Raw genomic sequence first — 26,414 nt, forward strand, 5'->3', positions numbered from 1 at the left:
GGAATTGGATTGAGCTGGAGCAGCACTGAAGGTTTACCTCTCCCGCTTGGGAGGAGGTCGGATTGCATCGGAGATGCAATCCGGGTGGGGGTTCTCTCCACGATATGACTTGAGGATAGACCCCCACCCCAGCCCTCCCCCGCAAGCAGCGGGAGAGGGAGCGCAGCCGACTCGTGGCGCCTAGCGATCCAGCACCGCGCGCGCGGTCGCCTCATCGGTGATGAGGCCGTTGATCACCCGGCCCGCCAATGCGGCCTTGATCGACGGCACCTTGGCGGCGCCGACGGCCGCGGCGATCGTGGTCGCTTCCGCGGGGATCTGCGGCGGAATGCTCGTCAGCCGCTTGTTGGTGCCGCCCTTGATCAGGCGGCCCCTGGCGTCATAGGCCCAGCCGGTCACCTCGCCGATCGCGCCGAGCCGCATCATCTCGAGCAGCTCCTCGCGGGTGACGAAGCCGTCGACATGGACCTGGGCCTTCTGGTCCATCTGGCCGATGCCGATCAGCCGCAGATCGGCCCTGGCGGCGACCGCCCTCACCCGCGCGATCGGGTCGATGCGCACCATCCGGTTGCGCTCGTCCTCGCTCGACATCAGGAACGGCAGCGGCATCGGGTAATGGCGCGCACCGGTGCGATCGGCGAGCCGTCCCACCGTGTCGTAGAAGCTTGCCGAGCCGTCGGCGGAGATGTTGCCGACCAGCGAGACGATCTGGTGATCGGGCCGCTCGATCGGCGAGACCCGCTCGACCGCGGCGCGCACCGCGCGGCCGGTGCCGAGCGCGACGATCACCGGCGTCTCCGAACGCAGCGTCATCTCCAGCAGATTGGCGCTGCGCTCGGCGATCCCCGCATTCGACAGCGGCGCCGCCGGATCGGTCGGCACGACGTCGCAATGCACCAGGTCGAACCGCGCCTTCAGCCGGGAGGCCAGCTCCATGCAGGCCGCGATGGGGTGTTCGAGGCGAAACGTGATCAGCCGCTCCGCCAGGCACAGCGACACCAGGCGCTGCGCCGAGGCGCGCGACACCTGCAGCATTTTCGCAATCTCATCCTGGGTATGGCCCGCGATGAAATACAGCCAGCCGGCGCGCGCCGCATCGTCGAGGCGAGACTTTTCGTTGTCGGGCGCAGCCATCGTCTTGCGTCAGCCTTCCATCCAGAAATCCGTCATCGCGGCGAAGATTCGATCCGCCCCGGCCTGCCGCAGCAGAACACTGCCATCCGCCAACCGATAGTGGGCGCCGCCGACAAATCCCCACACTTTCATGCCCGCCGCCTTCGCCGCGGTCACCCCGCTGACGCTGTCCTCGATCACGAGCGTGCGGCGCGGCGTGGCGCCCATCGCGCTTGCCGCATGCAAGAACAGATCCGGGGCCGGCTTGCCGTGCTTGACCATCTGCGCGGTGTAGAGCCGCGGTCCGAAGCTGGCGGCGAGGCCGGTCAACTCCAGCGAAAACTTCACGCGCTCGAGATCGCTCGACGAGGCGACACAATACGGCAGCCGCAATTCCTTGAGCACCGCCGCGACGCCGGCGATCGGCTTGAGCCGGGAGCGGAAGGTCTCACGGACCTGCAGCGCCAGGTCGGGCAGAAACGTCTCGGGCAACGGCTTTCCCACGCCCCGGCAGTAGTCGACCAGGGCCGCGGTGCTGCGGCCGAGGAAGAGTTCGAGCGCCCGCTCGGTGCTCATCCCGATGCCGGCCTGCACCATCGCCTCGGCAAGGCAGCGGCAGCTCAATTCCTCGCTGTCGACGAGCACGCCGTCGCAGTCGAAGATGACGAGATCGGTCTCGGGAAGCCGCGGATCCATCCAGGCATGAGATCATATGCTCATGCCATGAGCAATAGATCACAGTTTCGCGCGGAATGCCGCGCCTCAAATGGTCGCGGTGCACCGCCAGGGATGCTGTGCGACAAGGCGAAATGCCGCATGACACACCTCTGATCGCGACCATCGTCGCGGGTCTCGGATTAGCTTTCGTCTTCGGAACCATCGCCCAGCGCTTTCGGGTTCCGCCACTGGTCGGTTATCTGCTCGCGGGCGTGGCCGTCGGCCCCTTCACGCCTGGCTTCGTCGCCGATCAGGCGCTGGCAACCGAGCTCGCGGAGCTCGGTATCATTCTTCTGATGTTCGGCGTCGGCCTGCATTTCTCGCTGAACGATCTGTTGTCGGTGCGCGCGATCGCGGTGCCCGGCGCGATTGCGCAGATTGCGGTCGCCACATTGATGGGCCTTGGCCTCGCCCTGTTGATGGGCTGGACCGTCGGCGCCGGTCTGGTGTTCGGTCTCGCGCTGTCGGTCGCAAGTACCGTCGTGCTGTTGCGCGCGCTGCAAGAGCGCCGCCTGATGGACACCGAACGCGGCAAGATCGCGGTCGGCTGGCTGATCGTCGAAGACCTCGCCATGGTGCTGGCGCTGGTGCTATTCCCGGCGGTGGCGAGCTTGCAGGGCGGCGATGGCGCGGCGCTCACCTCCGACCCGCTCGCCGCCCGTTTCGGTCTCGGATTGACCGGCGTGCTGGTGCTGACGCTGATCAAGATCGCCGTGTTCATCGTGCTGATGCTGGTGGTCGGGCGCCGGCTGATCCCCTGGGTCCTGCACTACATCGCGCATACCGGCTCGCGCGAGCTGTTCCGGCTGACCGTGCTCGCGATCGCGCTCTGCATCGCATTCGGCGCCACCAAGCTGTTCGGTGTCTCGCTGGCGCTCGGCGCCTTCTTCGCCGGAATGATGCTGCGGGAATCGCCGCTCAGCCAGCGCGCGGCCCAGGAAACACTGCCGCTGCGCGACGCATTCGCGGTGCTGTTCTTCGTCTCCGTCGGCATGCTGTTCGATCCGCTCAGCGTGGTGCGCGAGCCCTGGCCGTTCGTCGCGACGCTGTTCGTCATCGTGGTCGGCAAGTCGATCGCCGCCCTTCTGATCGTCGTGCTGTTCCGTCATCCGATGGCGACCGCCCTGATGATCTCGGCGAGTCTCGCCCAGATCGGCGAATTCTCCTTCATCCTGGCCGAACTCGGCGTTGCGCTCAATCTGCTGCCGAAGGCCGGCCGCGACCTGATCCTGGCGGGCGCGATCGTCTCGATCATGCTCAACCCGCTGGTGTTCGCGGTGGTCGACTGGCTGACGACGCGGCTCGAGAAACCGCAGGCCTCCTCGCCGACCGCCGGAGCTTCTGAACCAATCGCGGTCACCGAATTGCAGGATCACACCATCCTGGTCGGCTACGGCCGGGTCGGCAGCATCGTCGGCGAAGCGCTGCATCAACGCAGCGCGCCGTTCCTCGCGGTCGAGGCATCCGACGACATGGTCGCCAAGCTCAAGGAGCGGGGCATCGAAGCCTTGATCGGCAACGCCGCGCGCGCCAGCGTGCTGCGCGCGACCAATCCGGCCGGCGCGCGATCGCTGGTCATCGCCATTCCCGAAGCCTTCGAGGCCGGCCAGATCGTCGAGCAGGCGCGCGCCGCGAATGCCGATATTCAGATCATCGCCCGTGCGCATTCCGACGCCGAGGTCGATCATCTGAAAGGACTTGGCGCCGACATCGTGATCATGGGCGAGCGCGAGATCGCCCGCGGCATGATCGAGGAGCTCGACAGGGCGCGGCCAGCTGCTATGCGAACCGCCGAGCAGGATTCGGCCGCTTGAGATAGATTACGCCCGCCGCACCGATGCACGCCGCGCATCACGCGATGAGGGAGATCAAAGCATGGCCTTCAAGAGCCCGCACGTTTCGCTGGTGTCGTTCTCCGTCGAGATCGGCGCCGCGGACACGACAAACGTCATGCAGGTCGAGACCGACCTGCATCTGAACACCCGTCATCCGAGCTATGACGCGGCCGCCGTGGAGCGGCTGGTGCGTGACGCGCAAGCCTATCTCGCCGGCAATGCCGGTCAGGTCACCCGGATCCGGCTGGTCTCCACCCGCAGCGGCCAGACCTGACGCCACTTCATTCGAGCATGATCTCTGCGCAAACGCTTCGCGTTTGTCGCGAGGGAAAACCGGCTTCCACTTCTCCGGATCATGCTCTAGCCGCCAAGAAATGCCGGCGCCAGATCTTCCTGCACGATGATGTTGGCGGCTTCCGTCGTCAGCTCGCTGCCGACCAGGTCAAGATTCTTGGCGGCCTCGAACAGCATCGAGCGGACGTCGTCCGGCGTCAGCACGCCCTTCGCGATCAGCTTGCGCACCAGCGCCTGCAGGATAAGAACGTCGATCTCGCCATGCGCCAGCGGCGTCGGCTTGTCCGTCATGATCGTCTCCCAGGCTGATCTCAAGGCTGAGGTTCGTCGTAAGTGAGGCGCCTAGCGCGGTGTTGACGCCATATCCTTGTGCAATTGCTCGAACGCACGGCGCAGGCCGTGCAGCTGATCGACCAGATGGAGGATGACGTCGATGCCCTCGTCGTTGACGCCGAAGTCGCCCTTCAGGTCCCGGATCAGATGCGCTCGCGCCACGTCGGTGTCGGAGAAGCTGACCTCGCTGGCGGTCTCGTCCGGCACGAGCCATTGCTGCTCGATCCAGAACTCCAGGGTCTGCACCTCCAGACCTGCACTGGTGAGGAACTGCTGCTTGTTCATGATGCACCACCCTCGCGCGGATCGAATGCCTTTCGATCCCAGTTCGACACAAACGCCTCCAGCTCGGGATCGGGTCCCTTGGGCAGGACCACCTTGAGCTTGACGAGCTCGTCGCCATGGCCGCCGCCGACGCGGGGCGCGCCCTTGCCGCGCAACCGCATGGTCGTGCCGGTGTTCGATCCCTTCGGAACCGTCATGGTCACGGCGCCGGTCGGCGTCGGAACGCGGACTTTTCCGCCGAGCACCGCCTCGGACAGCGAGATCGGCAGTTCCAGCGTAATGTCGTCACCCTCGCGGGTGAAGCGCGGGTCGGGGCGAACCTCCACCTCGATCAGCGCATCGCCGGGACCGCCCTTGCCGCTGCCGGACATGCCCTTGCCGCGCAGACGAATGATCTGGCCATCGACGAGCCCCGGCGGGATCGTCACGTCGAGCGTACCGCCGTCGGGAAGCGTCAGCCGCTTGTTCGCACCGGTGATCGATTCCGCGAAGTCTATCGCGAGAGCGTAATGCAAATCGCGGCCGCGCCGGTTGGCGCGCGCCTGCTCGCTGCGCCGGAGCAACTCGGCGAAGGCGTCGTCCTGGTCCATGTAGTCGGCATAGCCGGAACTGTCGGCGTAAGGATGCCCCGCATCGGCGGTGGCGAAATCCCGGTAGTAGCGATGCTGCGGCCGCTCGGCGCCATCAGCATCGATCTCGCCGGCGTCGAAGCGCTTGCGCTTCTCGGCATCCGAGAGCAGATCGTTCGCAGCAGCGACTTCCTTGAATTTGTCTTCGGCCGCCTTGTCACCCGGATTGAGGTCCGGGTGCAGCTTCTTCGCCAGCTTTCGATAGGCCTTCTGGATATCGGCCGCAGACGCCGTCGGGGCAACGCCAAGAACCTCGTACGGATTTCTCACAACCTGCTCCGCAACACCGTGAGTGCACCTGCAATCATGAGGGCGCAAAAGCAGGCGATTTGCAAGTGCGCAGGCGCGCCGCCCGGAGCTGGCCGACGCAGCATGCGCTCACGTCACATGACGAGCTAGGATGTATGTCCGGGGTCCAGATAGTTCGGCATGTTCTTTTGCTGCTGCGGCGTCATCTTGGCGGTATCCGCCTTGCCCGGCACGCCCCGCGGACCCAGCAGGGCGCGCTGCATATCGTCCTCGCTCAAGCGCGGCTTGCCATCGTCGAGCTGTCCATCGCCACCGTGACTCTGTGCCATGACCAACCTCCAGTGATGATCGCTTGCGCACAGGCGGGACAATACCGCGCTCCGCCGGAACGAGCCAGCGGAGCGCGGACGTGCCTTAGTGTTGCTCCTGCCGCTTCTCCTCCGCGGGATGACCTGCCGCGGGCGCAGCATGCGGAGCGGCGTGCGGCTCCGGCCGTGCGGCCGGCTGGGGATGGGTGGCCTGCGGATGCGGCTCGGGGCGCGCCATCGTCTCCGGGCGCGCTTCCGGCCTTGCCGCAGGCTCCGGTCGCGCTTCGGGCTTCGCTGGCTCAGGCCGCGCAACGGGCCTCGCGGCAGGCTCGGGACGCGGCTCTTCCTTGCGCACCTCTTCGGGCCGCTTATCCTGCACGGCAGGCCGCGCCGCTTCCGCAGGATGCGGCTCAAGCTTCGGCTCGGCGGCAGGCGCTGCGCGCTTCTCTTCCACCGCGGGCCTGTTCACTTCGGCGGGTGGATGCGCCGCAACGCCCTTCTCGGGAACCGGAAGCGCATGAGATCCGGCCGGCGCCGGTGCAGCAGGATGCGGCTCGGCCTTCGTCTCGGGAGCAGGTGCCGCGCGCTTCTCCTCGGCTGCGGGCTTGTTCGCCTCGGCGGGCGGTTGCGCCGCCGGAAGCTCCTTTCCCGGGACCGGGAGCGCGTGGGAAGCAGCCGGTGCTGTTGCGGGTGCGGCTGCAGCTCCCGGATGCCCCGGCTCCCCGGCCGCCGGCCGTGCAGCGTTGATAGGCACCGCCTCGCCGGCCGCGCGCGCGCGAACCACGCCCGGTCCCTTCAATTCGCCGGGACGCGCCGTTGCGGCGACGGCGGGCACGCCATTGTTGGTCCGCTTGAACAGGCTCGGATCCTGGCTTGCGGTCTCGACCTGCTTGCGTTGCAACGGCGTCGCCGCGAAGTGCTGCTCCTTGGCGATCGCGCGATCGGCCGGCGTCGGCCGCACCTCGATGCCGCCGCGGCCGCCATTGTAGCTGACGTTGTTGACGGTGGTCTGATTGATCGTGACGTTCTTCTCGTAGACGTTGGTGATCCGCGCGCCCTGCAGATTGTTCACGGTGCGATTGTAGAAGAAGTTTCCGTGATCCCAGCGGCCGCCTTCATAGCCTGTACCGCCGTAGCCGAAGCCGTAATTGATGCCGCCGTAGAAGCCGACGCGATCACCCCAGTAGCCCTGATGGAAAATGAAACCGCCGCCGAACGCGCCCCAGTAGCCGGGCGTCCACAGCAGTCCGACCCGCGGCGGCTGCACCCAGGTGCCCGGCACCCAGTAGTAATCGCCGCGCTCCTCGTCCCACGACCAGTTGCCCGGCGACCACATGTAGCCGGGCCCGGGCACCGGCGGCTGATCGTAAGTCGGCAACGGCGGCGGCGCGGTCTCGACGGCAGAGACCGGCGCGCATGCCGCATCCTGCGCGATTGCGGGCACCGCCGTCGCATAGAACAGCGCCGTCGCAATCGCTGCGCACGACACGGTCGAAAGGAGACGAGTTGTCATTGGGAGCCTCTTCGATGAGCACGTTCGACGTGAGACGGAACAAAAGTTCCGTGCATCGGCAATGCACCGACACACTTCATCGCTAGCGCCTTGACCTTACACCAGCCTGAAACGCATCGACGCAAACGGAAACGCGCTCACGCGGCTATTCATGGTCGGTTCAGAGTGCGCCGTGATGCAACGTTGCGAGATTCAGTGGAACATCGCGCGTTGCTTCTCTGCATCATCGAGCGAGCTACGCGAAACGCGACGTGATCGATTCCGACAGCGTGTCCCGAACATGACTTGGGTCTTTGTGCGATCACAGCGATCCATGCTCATCCAGCGCTCGCGTCACGAGCACAGCGATCCATCGAACCGCAATCAGCGCGATACGTCCACCCGCTTGCCGGCGCGGCCGTAGCAGTGCTCCCGGATGAGTGCCAAAGACGAACGTCAGCCCTCGCAACGGCTTAACCGCAGCATCCCAGCGGGCGCGCTCCGCGATTGACACTCCCCTGAAAGGACCACACGATGCGAGATGCGACGGCCTTTGGCCCGCGGTTTTTCCGCCGGCGCAATCGCACGGGGCTGTTGCATGATGGATGTCATCGTTCCGCCATCTGTCGCCGGCGGGACTGCGTGGCTGACTTGATCTCGACGAGCCTGCGTTGCCTTGAGGTGCCACGATGAACATAGAAAAATATACTGATCGCGTTCGCGGCTTCATTCAGTCGGCGCAATCGCTCGCGATGCGCGAGGGACATCAGCAGTTCTCGACGCTTCACATCCTCAAGGTGCTGCTGGACGACAATGAGGGCCTCGCGGCCGGTCTGATCGACCGCGCCGGCGGCAACTCGCGCGCCATCCTCAAGGCGACCGAAGACGCGCTGGCGAAAGTGCCGAAGGTCAGCGGCACCGGCTCGGGACAGATTTACCTGGCGCCGGAGACTGCGCGCGCCTTCGCGGCGGCCGAACAGGCCGCCGACAAGGCCGGCGACAGCTTCGTCTCGGTCGAACGCCTGCTGCAGGCCCTTGCGGCCGACAAGGACAGCGAGGCCGGCAAGCTGCTCGCCAAGGGCGGCGTCAATCCGCAGAACCTGAATGCGGCCATCAACGCGCTGCGCAAGGGCCGCACCGCCGACAGCGCGTCGGCCGAGAACGCCTATGACGCACTGAAGAAATACGCCCGCGACCTGACCCAGGCTGCGCGCGACGGCAAGCTCGATCCGGTGATCGGTCGCGACGAGGAGATCCGCCGCACCATCCAGGTGCTGTCGCGACGGACCAAGAACAATCCCGTGCTGATCGGCGAGCCCGGCGTCGGCAAGACCGCGATCGTCGAGGGCCTCGCGCTGCGCATCGTCAATGGCGACGTGCCGGAAAGCCTGCAGGACAAGGCGCTGCTCGCGCTCGATCTCGGCGCGCTGATCGCCGGCGCAAAATATCGCGGCGAGTTCGAGGAGCGGCTCAAGGCGGTGCTGCAGGAAGTGACCTCGGCCGAGGGCGGCATCATCCTGTTCATCGACGAGATGCACACGCTGATCGGCGCCGGCAAGGGCGACGGCGCGATGGACGCATCCAACCTGTTGAAACCCGCGCTCGCCCGCGGCGAGCTGCACTGCATCGGCGCCACCACGCTCGACGAATACCGCAAGCATGTCGAGAAGGACGCGGCGCTGGCCCGGCGTTTCCAGCCGGTGTTCGTCTCCGAGCCGACGGTCGAGGACACCATCTCGATCCTGCGCGGCCTCAAGGACAAGTACGAGCAACATCACGGCGTGCGCATCGCGGATTCGGCGTTGGTCGCCGCCGCGACGCTGTCAAACCGCTACATCACCGACCGCTTCCTCCCCGACAAGGCGATCGACCTGATGGACGAGGCGGCGGCGCGGCTGAAGATGCAGGTCGATTCCAAGCCGGAAGAACTCGATTCGCTCGACCGCGAGATCATCCGGCTCAAGATCGAGCAGGAAGCGCTGAAGAAGGAGACCGATCTCGGCTCCAAGAGCCGCCTGCAGACGCTCGAGAAGGATCTTGTCGACCTGGAAAAGAAGTCGGCGGACATGACATCGAAATGGCGGTCGGAAAAGAGCAAGCTCTCCGATGCGCAGAAGATGAAGGGCGAACTCGAACAGTTGCGTACCGAGCTCGCCAATGCGCAGCGCAGAGGTGAATTCCAGAAGGCGGGCGAGCTGGCCTATGGCCGCATTCCCGAGCTCGAGAAGAAGCTCGCGGCGGTCGAAGCGAGCGAGACGTCGTCCGCCAGTGAAACCGTGACCGCCGACAATATCGCGCAGGTGGTCTCGCGCTGGACCGGCGTGCCGGTCGACAAGATGCTGGAGGGCGAGAAGGACAAGCTGCTGCGCATGGAGGAGATGCTGGGCAAGCGCGTCGTCGGCCAGGCCGAGGCGGTCCGCGCAGTGTCGACCGCGGTGCGTCGCGCCCGCGCCGGCCTACAGGACCCCAACCGGCCGATCGGCTCGTTCATGTTCCTCGGCCCCACCGGCGTCGGCAAGACCGAGCTTGCGAAAGCGCTTGCCGAATATCTGTTCGATGACGAGACCGCGATGATCCGCCTCGACATGTCCGAATACATGGAGAAGCACTCGGTCTCGCGGCTGATCGGCGCGCCGCCCGGCTATGTCGGCTATGACGAGGGCGGTGCCCTGACGGAAGCTGTGCGGCGGCGGCCTTATCAGGTGGTGCTGTTCGACGAGATCGAGAAGGCGCATCCCGACGTCTTCAACGTGCTGCTGCAGGTGCTCGACGATGGCCGCCTGACCGACGGCCAGGGCCGCACCGTCGATTTCCGCAACACGCTGATCATCATGACCTCGAATATCGGCGCCGAGTACCTGGTCAACCAACCGGAAGGCCAGAGCACGAGCGCGGTGCGCGAGCAGGTGATGAACATGGTGCGGGCGCACTTCCGCCCGGAATTCCTCAACCGGATCGACGAGATCATTCTGTTTCACCGGCTGCAGAAGAGCGACATGGGCCGCATCGTCGAGATCCAGTTCTCTCGGCTGCGCCGGCTGCTGGAGGATCGCAAGATCGAGCTGGAGCTCGATCCGAAGGCGCGCGACTGGCTGGCGGAGAAGGGTTGGGATCCGGCTTACGGCGCCCGCCCGCTGAAGCGGGTGATCCAGCGCAGTGTGCAGGATCCGCTTGCCGAGATGATCCTTTCCGGCGACGTGCGCGACGGCTCAGAGGTAAAACTCTCGGCCACCAAGGCCGGCCTCACCTTCAACGGCAAGAAGCCGGAGAACGCGGCCGCGGACGAATTCGAACCGGTGTGAGACAGGCCGGATTGCCCACGACGTGCTGTCATCGCCGCGTCGTCTGCCGGCATCATATGCAAGCCGACTATACAAGCTGACCTGCAACCAGGGAGAGCGCCATGACGCAGCACAAGATCAAGGACAACATGGAGGTCATCGGCGCCGATGGCGTGCATGTCGGCACCGTCGATCACGTCGAGGGCAACCGCATCAAGCTCAAGAAAAGCGACAGCGACGGCTTCCACAAGGGCCATCACCACTTCATCGAGCTCGGCTTCGTGGCGGGTGTCGAAGGCTCCAAGGTTCGGCTCTCGGCCAACGCCGCGATTGCGGTGACGCTCGAGGAAGAGAAGTCCGGCAAGCCCGTCGATTGAGGCAGGCACCTCTGCAAGCGCGTGAGCCATTCGAGCCCTTGTAAAGGCTCCACCGGCATGCTCCTCTGCCCCTGTCTGGACGCCGATCCGGCGTCCAGCGCCTGCCTTTTGTCCTCGTGGAAGTGCCGTTTTAGTCAAGGAGACCTGCGTGCCATCAGCCGTTCCGCAACCGGTCGCTGCGAAGCTGACGCGCGCGGCCATCTTCCTTGCGGTCACGCTCAAGCCCAATCCGGAATATGATGCGGTGGTGCGGTCGCTATGCGCCGACCTCGGCGCGCTGCTGCGTGCCGTGGGCTTCCGCGACCTCGAGGGCCGGCTGTCATGCGTCATGGGCATCGGCTCCGACGCATGGGACCGGCTGTTCGGTGCGCCGAAGCCGAAAGGTCTGCATCCGTTCCGCGAGATCAATGGCGTCCACCACGCCGTCGCGACGCCGGGCGACCTGCTGTTTCACATCCGCGCCGTGCCGATGGACCTGTGCTTCGAGCTCGCGACCCAGATCATGACGCGGCTCGGCGATGCGGTTGCGACCTCCGACGAGGTGCACGGCTTCAAATATTTCGACGAACGCGACCTGCTCGGCTTCGTCGACGGCACCGAGAATCCGGAAGACCAGGCGGCCACCGACGCCACCATTATCGGCGACGAGGATGCGGCCTTTGCCGGCGGCAGCTATGTGATCGTGCAAAAATACCTGCACGACCTGAAGAAGTGGAACGAGCTGCCGGTCGAGATGCAGGAAAAGATCATCGGCCGAACCAAACTGTCCGACATCGAGCTCGACGATGCGGTGAAACCGAGCTACGCGCACAACGCGCTGACCACGATCGTCGAGAATGGCGAGGAGCTCGATATCGTCCGCGACAACATGCCGTTCGGCAATATCAGCAAGGGCGAGTTCGGGACCTATTTCATCGGCTATGCCAAGTCCCCGCACCGGGTCGAGCAGATGCTGGAGAACATGTTCGTCGGCAAGCCGCCGGGCAATTACGACCGTTTGCTCGACTTCAGCCGCGCCGTGACCGGCATGCTGTTCTTCGTCCCGTCGGCGACCTTCCTGGAGGAAGTCGCGAGCGAGGCGTCGGCACCTTCGTCCGCCGAGCCGTCTCTGGATGACGCCGGGGCCGCCGACACACCTGCACCAGGAATACCGCCGTCCGACGGCTCGCTCGGGATCGGCTCGCTGAAAGGAGAGGCTGGACATGAATAATCTTCATCGGGGACTCGCCCCTATCTCGGACGCGGCATGGGCCCAGATCGAAGAGGAGGCCTCGCGCACGTTGAAGCGCCATCTGGCGGCGCGCCGTGTCGTCGACCTCGACGGTCCGAAGGGAACGGATTTCTCCGCGGTCGGCACCGGTCATCTCAAGAAGATTGCGGCGCCGGGCGACGGGGTCGAGGCGACGCAACGCGACGTCCAGGCGCTGGTCGAACTGCGCGTGCCGTTCGAACTCTCGCGCCAGGCGATCGACGATGTCGAGCGCGGCGCGAACGATTCCGACTGGGATCCGCTCAAGGATGCCGCGCGCAAGATTGCCTTCGCCGAGGATCGCGCGGTGTTCGACGGCTACGCGGCCGCCGGCATTCAGGGCATCCGTCAGGGCACCAGCAACCCGGTGCTGACGTTGCCGTCGAGCGTCAAGAACTATCCCGCCGTGGTCGCGCAGGCGGTCAGCCAGCTGCGGCTCGCCGGCGTCAACGGTCCCTATACGCTGCTGCTCGGCACCGAGCCCTACACCGCGATCGGCGGGGCGACCGACGACGGCTATCCGGTGCTGCAGCACATCCAGCGCCTGATCGACGGCAAGATCATCTGGGCGCCGGCGATCGAGGGCGGCGTGCTGCTCACCACCCGCGGCGGCGATTTCCAGCTTTCGATCGGCCAGGACCTTTCGATCGGCTATCTCAGCCACTCGGCGAAATCGGTTCAGCTGTATTTCCAGGAGACCATCACCTTCCTGATGCTGACGAGCGAGGCGTCAGTGGTGCTTGCGCCGGAGGCGAAGAAACCCGCCTAGTCTTACCGGCGTTGACTCATCCGGGAAGTCTCCGGCCGTGGCCGGAGCTTCCGTCGAACTGCAACGGAGAGGAGGCGCGCAATGGACTACGATCTCTACATCAATCCGAAGAAGACATCGGTCGGTCTTTATGTCCGCAAGGGCGCGGGTCTTCCCGACCTTGCCGATGCCAAGGACTGGGTGTTCGACGGCACCTCGGCGCAGGCCAATCTGCCGCCGCAGCTCGTGAAGGAAATCGAGGCCAACGGCCACGCCTTTCGCGACATGGATTGAGCGCGTCTGCCGGCGCCTCGAGCCTCATCCGTTCCGATTGAATCGGAACGGGAGCTCAAGATTTTTGTTGGACGCGTTTTCTTCACGCGAACCGGTATCCACTTCGCTCGAAAACGCTCTACTTCTCGCCGACCTTCACCGGGGCGGTCTCGGGCATCAGGCTCATCGCCACGATGCCGACCGCCGCCGCGAGCAGAAGATACCAGGACGGCGCCAGCGGATCCCCCGACACGTGCAGCAGCCACGTGACCACGAGCTGCGCGGTGCCGCCGAACGTCGCGATGGCGACCGCGTAGATCGTGGCGAACACGCCGCCGCGGATGTTCTGCGGCAGCGCTTCGGTGAAGGCGGCATAGAACGCGGTGAACGGCAGCGATCCGATGAACGACAGGATGCCGAAGCCGAACAGCAGCGACCACGCACCGGGGTCCTGGACGATCCACAGGAAGGCCGGATAGGTCAGCACCAGCACGACCAGCTGCGGCCAGATCATGATCGGCTTGCGTCCGAGCCGGTCGGCAAGCCAGCCGCCCAGCACCGCGCCGATGATCTGCAGTCCGTTGCTGACCAGCGAGACCGTGAACGCCAGCGACGGCGACACGTGCAGCGTATTCTTGGCGTAGGTCGTCATGTATTGCGTCACATAGGTCGAGATCGTGCCGCTGGCCAGGATCATCACCGCCAGCACGATGACGCGAAGATGCCGGCGCGCCAGCGCCACATGGCTCGAGCGTTCGGCCTGCCCGGCGACGTGCTCCCCATGCGAGACCGTTTCCGGCAGCGTGCGGCGCATCCAGATGCCGAACGGCAGACAAACGGCCCCGAGCAGGAACGCGATGCGCCATCCATAGGCCTGCAGCATGTCGGGCGCCATCGCACTGCTCAGGATGACACCGACAAGCGCGCCCACCGTCGCCGCGATCTCCTGGCTGGCCGGCTGCCAGGCGACCACGAGGCCGCGGTTCCTCGGTGCAGCGATCTCGATCAGATAGGCCGTGGTCGGCCCGACCTCGCCGCCGAGCGCAAATCCTTGCACCATCCGCGCCAGGATCACGATGACCGGCGCCACAATGCCGATCGCGGCATAGGATGGCGTCAGCGCAATGGTCAGGATCGCGCCGCCCATCAGTGCGAAGCTCAGCAGCATCGCCGGCCGCCGCCCGACCCGGTCGGAGAAGACGCCAAGCACGATGCCGCCGATCGGCCGCGTCAGGAAGCCAGCGCCGAAGGTTGCAAGCGACAGCATGAGGCTGCCGTATTCGCTGTGCGCGGGGAAGAAGGTGCGCCCGATCTCGGTCGCAAAGAAGCTGTAAGTGATGAAGTCGTAGAACTCCAGCATGTTGCCGATGGTCGCGGCAAAGGCTGCGCGCTTGACATCGAACTGTTCCCTGCTCGCAATCTCCGGCAACGCTCTCGGTTCCTTGTCTGCTTGTGCGAGCGGAGTATTATTCCTCCGACCATGTTAGGCAAGGCATGGAGAGCCGCGCGATCTGCATGCGACGCAAGCGACAAGAGGAACAGATCCGATGCCAGCCGACAAACTCTTCATCAATGCCAGGCTCGGTGACGGCACCAGCCGCGATCTGCTGGTCCGTGGCGGCCGCATCGTTGCGATTGAGGCGAAAGGCGACCGCCCGAGCGGGGTCGAGATCGTCGATCTCGGCGATGCGCTGGTCGTGCCCGGCTTCGTCGAAGGCCACATTCATCTCGACACCAGTTTTTACGGCGATACTTGGCGGCCGCACCGTCCCTGCACCAACGGATTCGACGTTCATGAGCGGGTGGCGTTTCAGGCCGAGAACCTTGCCGCGCCGCTCCGATGGACGTGCGCGCGCGGAACCAGCTCGACCTCTGCATCGGACACGGCACGACGCAGATGCGCAGTCACGTCATGGTCGACGGTTCGGTGGGGCTGAAGTCGCTGGAGACCATCCTCGGGGTTCGCGAGGAATACCGGGATTTGATCGATATCCAGCTCGTGGCGTTTCCCCAGAACGGCATCCTCACCAGCCCCGGCACGCCGCAGCTGCTCGACGAGGCCATCAAGCTCGGCGCCAACGCCGTCGGTGGGCTCGATCCCGCAAGCTTCGACCGGGATGTCGAGGGCCATCTCGACGTCGTGTTTGGCGTAGCGCAAAAGCACGGCGTCGATGTCGATATCCATCTTCATGACGGCGGCATGCTCGGCGCCTTCGAGGTCGAGCAGATCGCGGCGCGCACCCGTGCGCTCGGCATGGAGGGCCGCGTCACCGTCAGCCACGCTTACGGGCTCGGCGACATTCCGCCGACGCGCTGAAGAAGACTGCCGACAGCCTGGCGCGCTCGGGCGTGGCGATCATGACGAATGCGCCGGGCAGCCGGCCGTTCCCGCCCGTCGCCCTGTTGCGGAAAGCCGGCGTCCACCGTGTTCAGCGGCAACGACAACATCCGCGACTCCTGGTCGCCCTATGGCGACGGCGACATGCTGGGCCGTGCCATGATGATCGGGTACCGCTCGGGTTTCTACACCGACGAGGAACTCGCGATCACGTTCGACATGATCACTGCGGCCGGCGCCAAGGCGCTCAGGCTCGAGGACTACGGCCTGCATGTGGGGGCCAAGGCCGATTTCGTGACCTTGAACGCCGTGCATATCCAGGAGGCCGTGGTCGCGCGGCCGTCCGGGCGTTCCGTCTACAAGGGCGGCGTGCTCACCGCGCGGGACAATCGCGTCGTCAAGGCCGCCGGCCGATCCTGAATCGGACGCGGCGTGCATCGAACGGCTTAGCGGACCGGAGGGATGATCGCGCGGAGGATGTCCGCCTTCCAGCGTTGCCGGGCGCCGTCGAATGCCGCAAAATCGTGGTCGAACTGCCAGTAAGCCCACGCCCAGCCATTTCGTTCCGCGCTTCTCGCCATGAACGACAGATACGTCGCGCGGCTCTCCGCGGGAGCACGTTCATAGACACCGAACTCGCCAAGATAGATCGGGCGCTTCTCCTTCTCGGACCAGGACCGGATCTTGTCGAAATCGGCCGAGGCCCTGGCTTCGTCTTCCGCAGAGCCCCAGCGCAACGGACCGATCTTCGAGAAGGTCGGCGACCACGGCGCGCCCTGATGGGTGAATTGCAGCGGCAGGTAATAGTGGAATGTGACGATGAGGTTTCGGTCGCCGGCCGGCAGCACCAGCTGATCGATCGGCAGCTCCTCGGTGTTCAGGATCGCGACCACGACATTGCGCTTCGGGTTGCTATCCCGGATGATGGCAAGGCAATCGCCGAGCAACGCGTTCCACTCGGCCGAGGTCATGTTGCCGCCGGGCTCGTTCAGGATCTCGAACACCAGCGCCGGGTATTTCCGCGCATAGCGCGAGGCGACCTGGCGCCAGAATGCCCTGAGCTTCACGCCGCATTCGGCCACGTCGCGTTGGCAGAGATCTGTGTCGTGCTCATCGAGGATCGGAACGAGCCTGCTCGCCAGCACCTGCTCGATCACGGCATCGAGGCGCCGCAGGACGGCATCATCGAGGATGTTGCCGGAATCCATATGCCTGAAGCCGAAGAAATTGATCCGGACATGGGAAAAGCCGGCCCTGCGAATCGCGGCGAGGTTTTCCAGGCGGAACGGCGCGTTCCGGTAGCCTTCCCAGATGCCGTCATAGCCGAGAATATTAATGCCCCGCCCCAACGCCGCGACGTCCAGCGATGCCCCCTGCCCCGCAGCCTTCGCCGGTGCGATCAGCGGGACAGCAAGCGCCGCCCCCAGCACGACGAAGGCTCTTTGCAGAAGCAATCGGAACGCGGTCATGGCTGCTCCAACTCGCGCGGCTGTACGCGCGACGACGGCACCGGCCGGCAAATGGCGAGGAAGAATGCGATCAGCAGCACCGACGTGAACATCGTCGAGCGGAGGAAGACCGTCTCGGTGAAATTAGTCTGGCAGTTGAGGAAGACGAACCCGATGATCAACGCGCAATGCAGACGGTCGATCGCCCGCCCTGCGATCAGGCAGAGCACCTTGTAGGAAAACAGGAAGACGCTCGCCGTGAACAGGAAATAGCCCAGGAATCCGGTCTCGACGAGAATGGCGATATAGCCGTTGTGGTAATTGTCGAGGACCCAGCCGTGGTTCTGGTTGAAATAATCGTAGATCGCCGGATTGGTCCAGAATCCGTTGATGCCGAATCCGAACAGCGGCGCGTCATCGAAATGGCTGATGGCGTACTGCCAGATGAAGGTTCGCTCGGTGAAGTCGATCGTCGTGTCGAAGACATGGATCGAGTCGTAGCCGGTCGTATAGAAGTACAGGATCAGCAGCACGGCCGCGACGCACATGACACATGGCAGCATCGCGTAGACCTGCATGCACCGGACCGACCACAGGGAGGTGATCAGCAGCGCGCAGGCAACCAGCGACAGGGCGCCGGCGCCGCGCGACTCCGAAAGCATGACGCAGGTGGAGGCCAGCGCGAACGTCACGAGGAACGGCAGCCATCCTTGTCCCGCTATCTTTCGATAGCAGGCAAAGAACATGAGATAGGCCCCGGCGAACCCGAGGGTTTGCTTCGACTCGAAGACGCCCTGCCACTGTCCCTTGTGCATCCAGGTCTGATCGACCCCGATGTCCGGGAGGACGATCGCACAAAGCGCAGAGGCCGCGATCAGCACGAACAGGCCGCGGGTGGCCGATGTCACGATGTCGTCGATATCGAGGCGGGTGATCATACAGAACGCGCCAAGCGTCGTGATCGCGAGCGCCGCCGCCTTCATCAGGGCCGCCACGCCGAGGTTGGTCCACAACACGGAGATAGTGGCGAACGCATAGAACGCGACGATCACGAGCGTGTCGAGATTGAGGGCCAGCCGCAGGCAGGGACGGATGAACAGGCTTGCGTAGATCAGGACACCCCACATCAGCAGGGCGACGGCCTGCTGCACCAGGGTCAATTCAGTCGGAAGCAACGCGGCGTGGAAGGTCCCCATCGACATGATCACATTGATGGTGATCGACCAACCGACGACGGTCCTGGCGAAATTTTCCGCCCCGACACCGGGTGCCTGCCAGATCGATCCGTCGATCGCACGTCCGTCCATTCGGTTGTACTCCGCTCATGGAACGAGCCTGCTGCTCCGGTGGATCGGAGCGGCACATTGCACTCGTTAGAGGTGTCAGTCCTTCGCTGACGAGGATCGGGTGCGGTTGAACAGCAGATAGAGCGCGTGCGGATTGGTCGTCAGGTAGCGCCAGAACAGCCGCCGCGGCTCGAGCCACAGGCGCCAGGCCCATTCGAGGCCGACGATCTGCATCCATCTCGGCGCACGCGGCCGCGAGCCGGACAGGAAGTTGAACAGCCCGCCCGAGGTCTTGATGACGCCGACATTGCCGAGCCGAGGCATGAACTCGTCGACGAAAGCCTGCTCATAGGGCACGCCGAGCGCGACCCAAAGGAAATCAGGCGCCAGGGCATTGATCTCGTCGACCTTGGCCCGCAGTGCGTCGCCGCGCAGATAGCCGTGCGAATGGCCGACGATCTTGAGTGCCGGATAGGCCCGGCGGACATTGGCAATGGCAGCCTTGTTCTCGGCTTCGTTGGCGCCGAACAGATAGAAGGTCAGTCCGAGCTCTTCCGCCTTGCGTGCGACGTCGTGAAACAGATCCGTGGTCGCGACGCGCTCGGGAAGCGGATTCGGCGATCGAAGCTTGGACACCATGACCAGTGGTTGCCCGTCGGCATTGATCAGATCGGCGGTACGGAACAGCCGGTCCGTCATCGGCTCGATCGAGCAGCGCGACAGCACCTCGCCGTTGGCGGAGGTCAGATACAGCGGGCGATTGGCACGCCGGCTCGGATGCACCGCCTCGACCATGAACTCCGCTGTCTGCTCGCGATCGAGCACGGCGAGCCGCAGTCCACCGATGGTTGCCCGGGGAACACCGGCAGTCGCAGCCCTGCCGACAGGATTGATACGTCGCTCCCTCGCACCGTGTGGCAATGATCCGATCTGCGCCGGCGCCGAGGACATCTGCTCGGCCCGCGATATGTCGCAAATCCGGACAGGTGGCGCAGCCATGTCCGAATTGAGACGCCGAGCCGGCTTGCGGTCGGCCTGCGGGAACGAAATTGCGTAGGAAGCGCGGGTTTTTTGGCTGTGACTCAGCATTTCGGCGGGACTCCAGGACTTGCGAGCCCTTAACTGCAATATCCGGTCCAGACCGTGTGCGATTATCTCACCACGCCGCGATTGAGCTGATCCTTAAGGGATTGTTAACGATGCTGATCCCTGGGACGCGGCCACGTTGAGTTGACGGCCGATCGCAGTCGATACGATGACGGCAGTGACTCGACCCAGCAACAATGTGCAAAGGTCGACGCATTGCGTTAATACAAATCGTATTCTGCCGCTGCCCGAGCCGATCGACCTTTGCTATAAGGGCGGCGTGCCGGATTCAATCGGCGCTTTGAAACTGTCGTTTTGTTTGGTCTCACATGAACAAGAATGATGACGCGTTCGATGTCAGCATCGACGACGCATTCGACTTCCTGTCTGAAGAGTACGTAAAGTTATTTGAAGGCTCGGACGCGACCGCCTTCCAACATCCGCTATGGCTGGACAGCCTTTACCGCAAGCTCGCTCCCGCCGCGTCGGCCAAGCCGCTGGTCGTCGCCATCCGCCATCGTGCGAACAAGTCGCTTGCGGCCGTGCTGCCGATGCTGCGCGTGCGGCGCGGCCCGATGCGCACCATCGAATTCGCCGATCTCCGCGTGTCCGACTATTTGTCGCCGGTCTGCAGCATCGCGACCTTCACCGACCTGCTGCAAGACCAGCGTGCCTGCGAAAGGCTTCGACATCTGCTGCGGCCGTTCGACCTGCTGCGCATACCAAAGCTGCTCGACGCGAGAATGCCGATCGAGAATCTGCTCGGCGCGCCCCACCGCAGCCTGATGGATACCAATGCTTACGCGACGGTCCTGGTCGCGCCGTTTGAGCAATGGCAGACCAATGCATTGGGAAAGTCGTATCAGAAGGAGTTGGCAAAGAAACGGCGCCAGATCCACAAGAAGGGCACACTCACCTTCTCATGCTGCGACGACAGCGCTTCCATCGGCGAAGCCATGGAGACGATGAGAAAGTTTCGCGGACCGCGGTTTCACGAACAGGGTGATGGCGACCTGTTGCAGCGACCGGAGTATTTCGATTTCTACTCGAGCGTGGCGCTTCGCGGCATGGGCTCCTTTGCCCGGCTCTACGCCATGAAGATGGACGGCAGCGTCATCGCCACCGCGCTTGGGCTGGTCCACCGCGGCAGCGTCCTCGTCGTCATGACGGCGTTCGACATCGAGGGATACAAGAGCCAATCGATCGGCGCGCTGACATTCGAGGGCGTCGCCAGGGATTGCGTCGAGCGCGGCGACCGCGTGCTCGATTTCACCATCGGTGACGAACCCTACAAGATGCAGTTCGGCGGTCAGCCGACGCCGATGTCTGCCGTCACGCAGGCCGGCAGCGCGGCCGGCTCGCTCGCGCTGTTTGCCTTGAAGCAGGCACCCTGGATCAAGCAGGCCGCCAAGCGTATGACCGACCTCAGGCCGGTCCGCACCTCGACCGGCACGCGCTAAAGCGCGATGAGATCGGCTCGGATCATCATCGCGCTGCAGCTCATTGTGAACATGATCTCGGCGCGACGACTCGCCTAGCGGAGCGCGCTGCGGACGCGCATCACCCATCCCGGATGAATCCGGTCCACCCGGTGGGTGATCATGCGGCGCAGGAAGTGCAGCTTCCGCCGCAAGTTCCAGCGCACACCGGTGTTCAACGTCAAGGCTTGGCGGAAGTTCGCCAGGTGCAGCGAGTGCTGATCGGCGGCGAGCTTGTCCCGATCGGAATAGAACTGCGCAATCTTGTCCACGCCCATACCGGCGGTCTCCAGCCAGCGCGGCACATGGTCCGTGCAAAGACGTTCGACGTCCACCAGCAGTCGGCCAACGCCGGTTCCGGCTGCGGGACAATTGGTCTGAAACGCATCGCCGATCAACACGACGCCCGGCTGCAGATGGCCCTCGGTCACAGTCAGATCCATGACCCAGTTCTGCACCTGGCCGACCACTTCGAAATCGCCGAGATAGGGCTGCAATCCCGGCATCAGGCGAAGCAGCGTCCGTCTGGTGTCGCGGCGCAGCTCGCGCATGATCGGATCGGTCGGATCGCGGAACATGAACAGGTTCGCCCGCATGCCGCCCGACATCGGAAACAGGCTGAGATAGTCGACACCGTCAGCCGCCTCCTCGCCATAGCAGGTCAGCGCATCGAAATCGAACGGCGCGTTGTCCGGCCGTGCGATCGTGAAGCCGAACGAGACCGAGTGGCGCGCAGCAAGCATCTGCCGGCGCATTCCGAGACCGTGGCCGAGCGTGTTCGTCATGCCGGTCGCCAGAATGACCAGACGCGAGACGACGCGCTTTCCGGAGACCAGCGTCAACTGCTGACGTTCCTCGCTGCAGCTGACATTGGTCACCTGGTCGAGCAGGAAGCTCGACGCATCGGGCGTCAGGCCGCGTGCCATGTTGACGAGGTTGGCATAGGAAATCCCGTAGGACCGGCCGACGCCGATATCGACCAGCTTGCCGCTCCTGATGTTGAGCACCCGGTCATAAGGCGCGGCAATGGCCTCGACGTCGTCGATGAAGCCGAGGCGGCGCAGGATATCGATCTGCCGTCCGGCGATCTTCTCGACGCGGAATTCATCCGGCGGGATCGAACGCTTGTCGATCAGGATGACCCGGTACCCGGCCCGGGCGAACACAGCCCTTGCAAGCGAGCCTGCTAAACCGGCTCCGACAATTGCGACGTCCGCCTCGATGACCTCGGCCTCGCAGGCCACGATCGGCTTGGTCGCACTTTTCTCGGCAATCATGTTTGTCCGCTCCGACGGCTAGAGCGTTTTCGAGCGAAGTGGATACCGGTTCGCGTGAAGAAAACGCGTCAAAACAAGAATCTAGAGCGCCGTTCCGATTCCATCGGAACGGGAAAAGCTCTAGTTGGCCGCAGAACTGCAATTTCCTTGCCTGCGGTGCCGCCTTGCCGATCGAGCACGGCGAGTTCAAGAGTCGAGGTTAATGAAAACGTCCGGACCACGATCAGCGGTCTCTCGGCACATGGCTTGCACGACGGTCGGCCATGAAACCGAACCTTTGCAGGCTCCGCAGCAGGATGGCGAGGCAATTGCCAGGCCATCGAGCTGCGACAGATCGCGTTGACGCGCAAGCGCAGTCCCATCCGGCAAAGTCCGCGCCACTGGACCGGGCGCCGGAGGTAAATCCAACCTGCGCCGTTTGGAGACAGCGCAGACGGCGCCGTTCCAGAATGGAGCAACGCGACCTGGCACCGTTCACAACTGCGTTGGGCCCGGAAGCCATTCGAAAGGAACGGAATCTTAGCAAGAGAACATTAATACTCCAGGCTTCACCGATTGCTACGGTCAACAGCCCCGACTGGATATTGAGACGTCTCTGGTGATTGCCTCCGTGTTCCAATTGTTACGGCGCGACGTCACGCGCGGCGTTGCCGGGACCATCCTGCTCAAGGTTGGTAGCGGCGGGCTCGCATTCGCGTTGTTCTCGCTGGCCGCGCGGGCGATGACGCCCGACGCGTTTGGACACTTCGCAACCCTGCTCTCCGTCGCCCAGATCGCCTCGGTCGTGGGCCTGGTCGGCCAGGAGCTGCTCCTGGTTCGGTTTCTCAATGAGTATGAGGTGCGCGGCCAGACCGACTTCACCAAGGGTGTGCTGCTGACGAGCATGAGGAACTCAGTGATCGGGATGCTGATTTCGATCGCCTCGATCGCCGCGGTGGCAGGCATTCGCGGCGAGTGGTGGCTCTTGATCCTGTCGGTCTCGGCGTTCACCGCGGTCAATGCAGGGCTCATGCTCGGCAGCCAGATCGCGCGATCGCTGGTCAGCATCCTGATGGGCGAAGGCAATCGGGAGTTCTTCTGGCGCGTCGCCGTCGTCCTGTTCCTGATCGCGGTGCTGTTCGGCCACCGGCAGCTCACCCCCGCCGAGTTGTTCAGCGCGATGTCGGCCGCGATGGCGCTCGGGCTCGTCGTGCAGATCGTATCGATCGTACGGGTGCTGCCGAACCTGCGGTCGGTCACGGCGCGCTTCGAGACCTCGCGCTGGAACAGGAGCGCATTCCGGTTCTGGCTCGCCTCCATTCTCGAAGCGGCAAACCAGTATTTCGACGTCATCCTGGTCTACTGGATGCTGGATCCGGCCACCGCCGGCGTCTATTTCGCCGCCTCGCGACTGGCGAACATCTTCGCCATGCTGTCGGCCGCGCTGTACACGTTCGGGGCGCGCCGGCTCCCCTCGCTGTACTTCAGCAAAAATCACGACGAGCTCGAACATACGCTGAAGCTGATGGCCGAGGTGACCGCGCTCTGCGTGCTCAGCGGCCTCGTCATTGTCTGGGTGGGCGCCCCCCATCTGCTCGGCCTGTTCGGGCCGCACTTTGCGGCGCAGCAGTGGGTGTTGATCGTGCTCGCGATCGGAACGGCCTTCCAGGCGGCGGGCGGGCCCTCCGCTGCTGTTCTGCAGCTGACAGGCCATGAGCGCGATTACGTTCCCGTCGTCGCAGCCAATGTGGCGTTGCGGCTGCTGGGATTTGTCGTGCTGATCCCCTGGCTCGGCGTGCTCGGCGCCGCGATCTCGGCGACGGTTTCGCTGGTCGTCGCCACCATCGCGCTCAACGTGCTGTGCCGGCGGCGGACCGGCGTCGACCCATCCATTCTGGTGCTGTCGCATCTGTGGCCGTCGAAAGGTGACGCCTACGCGGTCCGCGTTGCGGACAGCAACGACTAGAGCGTTTTTCGAGCGAAGTGGCTTCCGGCTCGCGTCAGAACAAGAACCCAGAGTCGCGTTCCGATACTATGTGAACGGAAAAGGCTCTGGCTTCAGCCGAACCGCCTTCAGCTCGCCAGGCCCAGCGCTTCGCCCTGGGGACCGCGAACGGCGGCATTGACCGCCACGCGATTGATGACCAGCGCGGTCGGGACCGAACCATACCCGGATAGATCGGCCTGCGCCTTGCCGATCGCAGCCGAGTTGGCAGCCCCTTCGCGAACCACGAGGATCACGAGGTCGGCATGGGCAGCCAGCGCCACCGCGGCCGGCTGCAGGGCAAGCGACGATGCGTCGACGATGATCAGGCCGAAATCGGCGCGAATATCGTCCGGCGGATAGGGCGGCGCCTTGCTGCTGGTGCCCAGCAGCTCGACGACGGACGGCAGATCGGCCTTGATGATCCCCGATCCTTGCGGCGGCGCGGCCTCGGCGCGCCTGGATTCCATCTCGATCAGGACGCTGAGCATGCCGTTCTTGACGGCGGATCGGTTCAGCGACCGTGCGACGGTGCTGCCGCCAGCACCGCCCTCAACCGACAGCAGCAGCGCCACCTTGCCGTGGTCTCCCGGCAGCTGCTCGATGTTCTCGATCAGCAGCTGAAGATGCGGACTGAGATCAGGCTCGGCCGTCGTCGCGATCGGGGTCTGCCAAACGCTCCTGACGGCGTTCGGCGACGCAATGTTGGGAATCCGGGCCAGCACCGGCAATCCCGGCGGCAGCGCTGGTTGCGGCGCGGCAGGCGCCGGCGGCGCCGGCGCCTCGGCCCGACGAACCGGCGGAATGGCCTTGATCGGGAGCTGCTTCAGATTCAGACCGGGAACGGCGACGATCGCCGTCGATGTCAGCAGCGAGACGATCGCGAGCGCGACCAGCAACAGCGGAAGCGGTGGCAGCGTCGAGCGCACCGGCGGCGTCGCAGGCGATGCGACCTTGGTCTGCGAGCTCTGCAGCAGCCGCTGCTCGTCGGTGGTCTTGTAGCGCGAGAGGAATTGCTCGTAGATATTCTTGTTGGCATCGGCGTCGCGCTGCAATTCCTGCAGCTTGACGAGCGCCTGACCGTCGACCAGGATTTGCTGTTCGACCGCCTTCTGCTGATCCTCGAGCGCCTTCTGCTGATCACGCTGCGCTTCATATTCCGACTTCGCGGTGTCGATGTTCTTCTTCCGCTCGATCTCGATCTGTCGGTTGAGATCGCTGAGCTGGCTGAGAGCCATCACGAGGTCTGGATGACGGTCGCCCAGCACCCCGCGCTTCTGTGCGATCTGGTCGTTGAGCGCGGAGCGCTGGGCGCGCAGCGCACTCAGCAGGTCCTGCTTGACGGGCCCGTCGACATTGGCCTTCAGGTCGCGTTGCAGCTGCTCATAACGGGTCTTGGCCTCCTCGGTGCGGGCGCGCGCGGCGGCGACCTGCTGGGTCAGATCGGTGACGCGCAATTGCTGCGTCGTCGATTCCTTGCCGGCATTGACGATCCGGTGCTCGAGCTTGAACTTCGCAACGGCATCTTCCGAAGACCGCAAGCGGTCGTTCAATGTCTTGAGCCGGCTCTTCAGCCAGTCGGCGGCTTCGTCGGTCGCCACGCTGCGCGTGCCACGCTGGCTGGCGACGAACGCCTCAGCCACCGCATTGGCGTAATACGCCGCACGCTGCGGATTGTTGGACGTGAACTTGATGGCGATGACATAGGTCAATCCGCGCCGGGAGATGTCGAGCCGGTTGCGAAACCGGTCGAGCAGACGCGTGGGGTCGGTCCTGCCGCCGGAGATGTCGCTGTCCTCGGCGACCTTGAGTTGCTCGATCAGCGGCCCGAGAAATCCGTCGGATTTGGCGATCTCGACATAGCTCTGCAGTGCTGCCGCGTCCTGGCCGATCCCCGGCAGGACATCCTGATCGGTGGTTACGCGCTGTTCGCGCGGGTCGACCACGACGAGCGCGGTCGCGGCATAGCGCGCCGGTATCAACATCAGCAGAATGACGCCGACCGCGAAGATCACCGCGGCGAGCATCAGAATGCGTTGACCGTTCTCGCGGAAAAATGCCACCACGCCGGGAATGCTCAGCACGCCCTTGGTGGTTTCCGCAGAGGACCGGCTGGCCGGCACGCCGGCAGTTTCCCACGACGCGGCGGGTTCCGTGGCTTCGGAACGGCTCGAGCCTACGCGGTTACCGAACTTCATGAGGCTGTGACTCGAATTCAACTGACAGTACCGCTCCAACGTAAATATCTATGGTTAATCCACGGTTACCCCCTCTTCATGCGGCCGTAACCAATTAGTTAACGAGCCGGCTGTACCCTTTGTGTGGGACAATGGCTCTCGATTGCTGGCGATGTCT

22 protein-coding genes and 1 pseudogene are annotated in these 26,414 nt (G+C 64.4%); 10 read left to right on the forward strand and 13 right to left on the reverse strand.

The features are described 5' to 3' along the window. Positions 1-180: 180 nt before the first annotated feature. Positions 181-1,134, reverse strand: a complete 954-nt coding sequence (locus ACE10X_RS34595; protein ID WP_038387756.1) for a sugar-binding transcriptional regulator — start codon at positions 1,132-1,134, stop codon at positions 181-183. A gap of 9 nt (positions 1,135-1,143) precedes the next feature. Then, positions 1,144-1,809, reverse strand: a complete 666-nt coding sequence (locus ACE10X_RS34600; RefSeq protein WP_304556801.1) for an HAD family hydrolase — start codon at positions 1,807-1,809, stop codon at positions 1,144-1,146. Positions 1,810-1,922: 113 nt separating this feature from the next. Here ACE10X_RS34600 and ybaL point away from each other — a divergent pair, with 113 nt between their 5' ends. After that, on the forward strand, positions 1,923-3,644 hold the full coding sequence (gene ybaL / locus ACE10X_RS34605) for a YbaL family putative K(+) efflux transporter (protein WP_375763434.1): 1,722 nt from the start codon (positions 1,923-1,925) through the stop codon (positions 3,642-3,644). A gap of 61 nt (positions 3,645-3,705) precedes the next feature. Next, entirely contained in the window at positions 3,706-3,939 is a 234-nt protein-coding gene (locus tag ACE10X_RS34610) for a hypothetical protein (protein WP_016843346.1), read from the forward strand. Positions 3,940-4,025: 86 nt separating this feature from the next. On the opposite strand, the gene ACE10X_RS34615 is transcribed toward ACE10X_RS34610, so the two are convergent. The 5 genes from ACE10X_RS34615 to ACE10X_RS34635 all read right to left on the reverse strand — a co-directional run bounded on the left by ACE10X_RS34615 (position 4,026) and on the right by ACE10X_RS34635 (position 7,276). Continuing rightward, positions 4,026-4,250 (reverse strand): hypothetical protein, encoded by a 225-nt coding sequence (locus ACE10X_RS34615; protein WP_016843345.1) that lies wholly within the window; start codon positions 4,248-4,250, stop codon positions 4,026-4,028. Positions 4,251-4,301: 51 nt separating this feature from the next. Further along, positions 4,302-4,577 (reverse strand): chaperone modulator CbpM, encoded by a 276-nt coding sequence (locus ACE10X_RS34620; protein WP_038387751.1) that lies wholly within the window; start codon positions 4,575-4,577, stop codon positions 4,302-4,304. After that, positions 4,574-5,476 carry a DnaJ C-terminal domain-containing protein gene (locus ACE10X_RS34625; protein ID WP_038387750.1) on the reverse strand — a complete coding sequence of 301 codons (903 nt, stop codon included), beginning with the start codon at positions 5,474-5,476 and terminating at the stop codon, positions 4,574-4,576. The genes ACE10X_RS34620 and ACE10X_RS34625 overlap by 4 nt, the downstream gene beginning before the upstream one ends. Before the next feature lie 125 nt (positions 5,477-5,601). After that, entirely contained in the window at positions 5,602-5,784 is a 183-nt protein-coding gene (locus ACE10X_RS34630) for a hypothetical protein (protein WP_028343296.1), read from the reverse strand. An 85-nt stretch (positions 5,785-5,869) separates the two neighbouring features. After that, on the reverse strand, positions 5,870-7,276 hold the full coding sequence (locus ACE10X_RS34635) for a hypothetical protein (RefSeq protein WP_375763435.1): 1,407 nt from the start codon (positions 7,274-7,276) through the stop codon (positions 5,870-5,872). Positions 7,277-7,944: 668 nt separating this feature from the next. Between ACE10X_RS34635 and clpB the strand changes: the two genes are divergently transcribed. The 5 genes from clpB to ACE10X_RS34660 all read left to right on the forward strand — a co-directional run bounded on the left by clpB (position 7,945) and on the right by ACE10X_RS34660 (position 13,204). After that, entirely contained in the window at positions 7,945-10,557 is a 2,613-nt protein-coding gene (gene clpB, locus ACE10X_RS34640; protein WP_038387749.1) for an ATP-dependent chaperone ClpB, read from the forward strand. Positions 10,558-10,658: 101 nt separating this feature from the next. After that, a complete protein-coding gene (locus ACE10X_RS34645; RefSeq protein WP_028334888.1) occupies positions 10,659-10,913 on the forward strand; it encodes a DUF2171 domain-containing protein in 255 nt (84 codons plus the stop codon). 148 nt (positions 10,914-11,061) lie between these two features. Continuing rightward, positions 11,062-12,123 carry a Dyp-type peroxidase gene (locus tag ACE10X_RS34650; RefSeq protein WP_038387748.1) on the forward strand — a complete coding sequence of 354 codons (1,062 nt, stop codon included), beginning with the start codon at positions 11,062-11,064 and terminating at the stop codon, positions 12,121-12,123. Further along, positions 12,116-12,931: a family 1 encapsulin nanocompartment shell protein gene (locus ACE10X_RS34655; protein WP_038387747.1), complete on the forward strand. Its 816-nt coding sequence runs from the start codon at positions 12,116-12,118 to the stop codon at positions 12,929-12,931. The genes ACE10X_RS34650 and ACE10X_RS34655 overlap by 8 nt, the downstream gene beginning before the upstream one ends. 81 nt (positions 12,932-13,012) lie before the next feature. Then, complete coding sequence (locus tag ACE10X_RS34660) at positions 13,013-13,204, forward strand: hypothetical protein (protein WP_028334885.1); 192 nt, start codon at positions 13,013-13,015, stop codon at positions 13,202-13,204. Between the two features lie 118 nt (positions 13,205-13,322). Here the strand turns inward: ACE10X_RS34660 and ACE10X_RS34665 are convergent, their stop codons facing one another. Then, entirely contained in the window at positions 13,323-14,543 is a 1,221-nt protein-coding gene (locus ACE10X_RS34665) for an MFS transporter (protein WP_304557932.1), read from the reverse strand. A 187-nt stretch (positions 14,544-14,730) separates the two neighbouring features. Between ACE10X_RS34665 and ACE10X_RS34670 the strand changes: the two are divergent. Then, a pseudogene (locus ACE10X_RS34670) lies at positions 14,731-15,941 on the forward strand (amidohydrolase family protein). 26 nt (positions 15,942-15,967) lie between these two features. Here ACE10X_RS34670 and ACE10X_RS34675 read toward each other — a convergent pair. From ACE10X_RS34675 to ACE10X_RS34685, 3 genes are all read right to left on the reverse strand, one after another. After that, a complete protein-coding gene (locus ACE10X_RS34675) occupies positions 15,968-16,990 on the reverse strand; it encodes a glycoside hydrolase family 5 protein (protein ID WP_375763436.1) in 1,023 nt (340 codons plus the stop codon). Then, positions 16,987-18,276 carry an O-antigen ligase family protein gene (locus ACE10X_RS34680; protein ID WP_375763437.1) on the reverse strand — a complete coding sequence of 430 codons (1,290 nt, stop codon included), beginning with the start codon at positions 18,274-18,276 and terminating at the stop codon, positions 16,987-16,989. The genes ACE10X_RS34675 and ACE10X_RS34680 overlap by 4 nt, the downstream gene beginning before the upstream one ends. A gap of 75 nt (positions 18,277-18,351) precedes the next feature. Beyond that, entirely contained in the window at positions 18,352-19,206 is an 855-nt protein-coding gene (locus ACE10X_RS34685) for a WecB/TagA/CpsF family glycosyltransferase (RefSeq protein ID WP_051003243.1), read from the reverse strand. Between the two features lie 464 nt (positions 19,207-19,670). Between ACE10X_RS34685 and ACE10X_RS34690 the strand changes: the two genes are divergently transcribed. Further along, positions 19,671-20,801, forward strand: coding sequence for a GNAT family N-acetyltransferase (locus tag ACE10X_RS34690; protein ID WP_038387740.1), 1,131 nt, complete (start codon positions 19,671-19,673; stop codon positions 20,799-20,801). Positions 20,802-20,875: 74 nt separating this feature from the next. On the opposite strand, the gene ACE10X_RS34695 is transcribed toward ACE10X_RS34690, so the two are convergent. Beyond that, positions 20,876-22,096 (reverse strand): NAD(P)/FAD-dependent oxidoreductase, encoded by a 1,221-nt coding sequence (locus ACE10X_RS34695; protein WP_038387739.1) that lies wholly within the window; start codon positions 22,094-22,096, stop codon positions 20,876-20,878. A gap of 619 nt (positions 22,097-22,715) precedes the next feature. Between ACE10X_RS34695 and ACE10X_RS34700 the strand changes: the two genes are divergently transcribed. Further along, the gene (locus tag ACE10X_RS34700) at positions 22,716-24,041 is read left to right on the forward strand and encodes a lipopolysaccharide biosynthesis protein (RefSeq protein WP_375764632.1); all 1,326 of its coding nucleotides are present in this window, start codon (positions 22,716-22,718) and stop codon (positions 24,039-24,041) included. Positions 24,042-24,148: 107 nt separating this feature from the next. Here the strand turns inward: ACE10X_RS34700 and ACE10X_RS34705 are convergent, their stop codons facing one another. After that, a complete protein-coding gene (locus tag ACE10X_RS34705; RefSeq protein WP_038387737.1) occupies positions 24,149-26,257 on the reverse strand; it encodes a GumC family protein in 2,109 nt (702 codons plus the stop codon). Positions 26,258-26,414 lie beyond the last annotated feature (157 nt).

The organism is Bradyrhizobium sp. Pha-3 (genome assembly GCF_042258325.1).
GTDB lineage: Bacteria > Pseudomonadota > Alphaproteobacteria > Rhizobiales > Xanthobacteraceae > Bradyrhizobium > Bradyrhizobium elkanii.